The sequence below is a fragment of the Legionella sp. genome (genome assembly GCF_047605385.1).
Taxonomy (GTDB): domain Bacteria; phylum Pseudomonadota; class Gammaproteobacteria; order Legionellales; family Legionellaceae; genus Legionella.
Map to the genome: position 1 here is coordinate 1 of NZ_JASGFU010000126.1, position 3781 is coordinate 3781.

Here is a 3781-nt window from a genome sequence, read left to right on the forward strand (position 1 = left end):
CTAAGCTGGTAAACATAATTTGCCAACTCAGTGGGTGAGATGGTTCATTACATTACAGCGCAAGTTCCGGAGCGCTAGGCCTATAAGTCGTAGTGTGGGTAATGAAATAGGTGGGTTCACTTTTCTTAAACAAATAAAACCTTTTACATTAGTTTTAAATACAGGTCGTTGTTCCCATGGGCCTAAAGATTGGTCAATATAAGCATATACACTACCTGGTGTTACTTCCCCAACTAAATTCCCTGCTCCACCATTAAGAGCATCTACAAATAGCGATGTAAATACTCCCGAATTATTCTCTTCAGAAGCATATTGTTCATCTGTTGAAGCTGATAGAATTGTAACACCTTCTTTTAATTCTGCTATTTTTACATCATTTACTGATGCGCCAGCTATGCCTGAATGACAGCTATCAAGGACAATAATTTTATTTCTTGCGGTGGAATCATTGGCGATAGACAAAATCTCATTTATAGAAACACCATCATCACCTACCTCAGCATCACTGGTGACAAGATAGCCACCAGTTGAATCTATTGCTCCATGCCCCGCATAATAGAAAAGTGCTGTGTCAGTAGTATCTCCTGCAAATAGTTCTCTAATTTGTGTCTTTAGATTTGATCGTGTAATGATTTCTGATTCTCCGGAACAAATTAATGTTTTAACATCAAAATTTATTGTCCCATCACTATGTCTTTCAAGAACACTTTTTACTGAATACGCATCATTAACACATCCAGTTAAATTGCTTGCATTTTTATAATAATCTATTCCAACAACTAATGCTTTTCGCATTTTATAATTCCTTAATCGCCATTACTATACTAGCTCCATTCCACTTTACTATCTTATCTGCGGACATCTTAACTAGGGATGAGGTTCTTTCTGCTCCCCAAGGTTCTATTGCTATAATTCTTTTTCCTAGTTTTTTTGCAATTTCTATCTCAGCATTAATCCACTTACTGTACGTTGCATATACTCCAGCTAATATAATTAAACAGGAACATTGTCTTACTTTTTTCTCTATTGCTAATTTAAGTTCTTCATCAGATGAAGCATTATGGATTGGATCGTTTTTAGGAATACTATAGTTTTTATAATTAAATCTATTAAGAGATACCTGGTTATTTAAAAGATTTATCAACTTTATATATGCGTCAGTGTATTGCCAACTATGGCTAATGAAAATATTGTGGAAAAACAAGTTTTATATCCTTATATATAGAATGTTATAGGGGACTTTCTAATTTGAAATCCCCGCTAGCCATATATGGTCTTATTATCGCTGCTACATGGGGTTTAAAAAAAAGAATTCAAGTATAACCTTCTAATTTACATAGGGAAAAAGCGTTGTAATTTTTTCTACGAGTTATTCAAACAATTGCTCTATTGTTTTCTGCATTTCGTCCTGGCTAGGCTTTGCATAACGAAAAATTTCTTTAATCGATACATTACCACTCAGCTCTTGGGCAAAATGAACGCCGTGTTTATCCGTCACTTTTTTTAAAAAGGTATGCCTTAATTTATGAGGTGTGAACTCAAATCTTTCTTCATCGGGTAAAAATGCCAAAGCTTGTTTTAACACTCGCTGGCAAATTCGATAAACATCTTGGGTTTGTAGTCGAGTGCCATAACGTGACATAAAAAGAGGTTCTTCTTTTTCGGCCACCCTACCCTCTAAATATTTATTTAAATATTCGCGAGTATCGATAGGTAAAGGAATTTTCTGGCTAATGCGTTTCGACTTATGGCGTAAGACTTGATGAAAACCTTTTTCATAATATTGATACACATTAAGACTCACAATTTCTGATTCACGAAGACCTGTACCTAAAAGACTATAAAATAATGCCGTTTCCATTAACGGATTTTGATTTTTACGTGTACAGGATTTAATACGTTGTTCACAAGCTGATTTTAATCGCATTAATTGCCGTGAAGTTAATCCATTCCAATCGGGTGCATCGGTTTGCACATCTTTGACTTGAGATAAAGGGTCACCTGCCAATAAAGGTCGTTGAGTATGAATCCATCGGCCAACATGCCGAATAGTTGCCATCGTCCGATTAACGGTTGTTGCCTTATACGGTTTACCCGTTGCCTCAGAAATAGTTTGTAATAATCCTTTTTGAAATTGTTTGGATACAGCCGGTGTCCAATTATCAATATGATCATGCCCTACTTCATTTTGAAAGAAATCGATAAATTTTCCTAAATCTTTCATTTTGGCTTGTTCGGTTTTTAAAGGAGAGCCTTTTACATGCACTGAGTAATAATAAGACAACCATGCAGAAAGAGAATTGGTATCAAAATGGACATCCAATGCCTTAAAAAGCTTATCCGTCACAAACTTTCGATTTTTAGATTTTTGGCCTTCCAATAAATTCATAGCCTTCCTTTTTTGGTTTTCCTCTATTCTACCTTGTTTGAGATAGATAAGGTACGTTATCTACCTCAAATTTTATCGAATATATTTTTGCATTAAATCCTTATTAAGTAGCCATTTTGTGCTACACTTTAAACATCTATATTTTTGAAGGCAAAAAAATGAAAACAGCAACTGTTAGAGCCAGAATAGAACCCGAATTAAAATTGGAAGTAGAATCTGTATTAAATGAATTAGGGCTATCGGTCTCAGAGGCCATTGAACTCTATTTGCATCAAATTAAACTGATTCATGGAATCCCATTTGCTATTCGCTTACCCAATAAAGTGACTCAACAAACATTTAAAAATACAGATGAAGGCAGTGAACTTAATTATTATGATACTCCTGATGATTTATTTAAAAAGTTGGGAAATTAATTCATGCTTCGAGCAGTAACTACTAACCAGTTTGAAAAAGATATCAAACTAGCTAAAAAAAGAGGCAAAGATCTCAATAGAATTTTTTATCTCATGCAATTACTTATAAATGAAGAAATAATTCCTGAAAAACATCGTGATCACAGCTTATCTGGAATTTATGCGAATCGCCGGGAATGTCATATTGAGTCTGATTGGCTATTAATTTATAAATTAGAAAGTAGAGAAATTATTTTTGAAAGAACTGGGACCCATTCAGATTTGTTTAAGTAAATTAAACTGAACCAATATCTCCAGTTTCATTCCATTAAAGCAGCTTATTCCCCCCAAATTATACTAATATCTTTAATACTCTGTTTATAGTTTAATTAGAAAATTATCTGATTCTTAAAGCGGTAAAGAAATGAAAATAATAGCAATTATTCTCATTCAATAGGTAATTTCCTCTAGATAATTATTTCAAAATACAAATAAAATTAAGGAGCATCAATGACTAAAAAACCAAAGCCACCCTTTCATCCTCAACCCATTACACCTCCAGGAATTGAAGAGGAAATGGATCCCAAACCTCTTTATAAAGCGGAGTCATATAAACCTGCAGGCAAGTTAAAAAATAAAGTGGCTTTAATAAGTGGAGGCGATTCTGGAATAGGGAGAGCGGTCGCGTTGATCTTTGCAAGAGAAGGCGCTGATGTGGCTTTAGTTTTTTTGCCAGAGGAAAAACAAGATGCAGAAAAAATCAAGCAAGAAATCGAGGCCTTAGGCAGGAAAGTGTTACTTATTGCAGGTGATTTAAAAACAGTTGAATTTTGCGAAAAAGTGGTAGCCGAAACCATAAAATATTTTAAAAAAATTGATATTCTTGTTAATAATGCTTCCTTTCAAAAGCATCAGCCCAATCTTGATGCCATCAACTTTGAACGGTTTTGTCGCAAAAAGTTATCGGTGCAGGTAAGCTCTTGATTTTTTTATATAG

The 3781-nt window shown here is 34.3% G+C and carries 6 protein-coding genes; 3 read left to right on the forward strand and 3 right to left on the reverse strand.

Translation table 11 applies throughout. The annotated features are described in order from the left end of the window. Positions 1 to 27: 27 nt before the first annotated feature. The 3 genes from QM652_RS14320 to QM652_RS14330 all read right to left on the reverse strand — a co-directional run bounded on the left by QM652_RS14320 (position 28) and on the right by QM652_RS14330 (position 2389). Entirely contained in the window at positions 28 to 795 is a 768-nt protein-coding gene (locus QM652_RS14320; RefSeq protein ID WP_415076969.1) for a caspase family protein, read from the reverse strand. A gap of 1 nt (position 796) precedes the next feature. Next, a complete protein-coding gene (locus tag QM652_RS14325; RefSeq protein WP_415076971.1) occupies positions 797 to 1204 on the reverse strand; it encodes a TIR domain-containing protein in 408 nt (135 codons plus the stop codon). 165 nt (positions 1205 to 1369) lie between these two features. After that, positions 1370 to 2389, reverse strand: coding sequence for a tyrosine-type recombinase/integrase (locus tag QM652_RS14330; protein ID WP_415076973.1), 1020 nt, complete (start codon positions 2387 to 2389; stop codon positions 1370 to 1372). 158 nt (positions 2390 to 2547) lie between these two features. On the opposite strand from QM652_RS14330, the gene QM652_RS14335 reads away from it, so the two are divergent. From QM652_RS14335 to QM652_RS14345, 3 genes are all read left to right on the forward strand, one after another. Further along, positions 2548 to 2805 carry a type II toxin-antitoxin system RelB/DinJ family antitoxin gene (locus QM652_RS14335; RefSeq protein WP_415076975.1) on the forward strand — a complete coding sequence of 86 codons (258 nt, stop codon included), beginning with the start codon at positions 2548 to 2550 and terminating at the stop codon, positions 2803 to 2805. Positions 2806 to 2808: 3 nt separating this feature from the next. Next, a complete protein-coding gene (locus QM652_RS14340; RefSeq protein WP_415076977.1) occupies positions 2809 to 3078 on the forward strand; it encodes a type II toxin-antitoxin system YafQ family toxin in 270 nt (89 codons plus the stop codon). 216 nt (positions 3079 to 3294) lie between these two features. After that, positions 3295 to 3768 carry an SDR family NAD(P)-dependent oxidoreductase gene (locus QM652_RS14345; RefSeq protein WP_415076979.1) on the forward strand — a complete coding sequence of 158 codons (474 nt, stop codon included), beginning with the start codon at positions 3295 to 3297 and terminating at the stop codon, positions 3766 to 3768. Positions 3769 to 3781: the final 13 nt, after the last annotated feature.

Excerpts from the sequence above, each read along its gene's own strand:
- QM652_RS14345 (WP_415076979.1), top strand. The coding sequence starts at position 3,295 with ATGACTAAAAAACCAAAGCCACCCTTTCATCCTCAACCCATTACACCT.
- QM652_RS14340 (WP_415076977.1), top strand. The coding sequence starts at position 2,809 with ATGCTTCGAGCAGTAACTACTAACCAGTTTGAAAAAGATATCAAACTA.
- QM652_RS14330 (WP_415076973.1), bottom strand. The coding sequence starts at position 2,389 with ATGAATTTATTGGAAGGCCAAAAATCTAAAAATCGAAAGTTTGTGACG.
- QM652_RS14335 (WP_415076975.1), top strand. The coding sequence starts at position 2,548 with ATGAAAACAGCAACTGTTAGAGCCAGAATAGAACCCGAATTAAAATTG.
- QM652_RS14320 (WP_415076969.1), bottom strand. The coding sequence starts at position 795 with ATGCGAAAAGCATTAGTTGTTGGAATAGATTATTATAAAAATGCAAGC.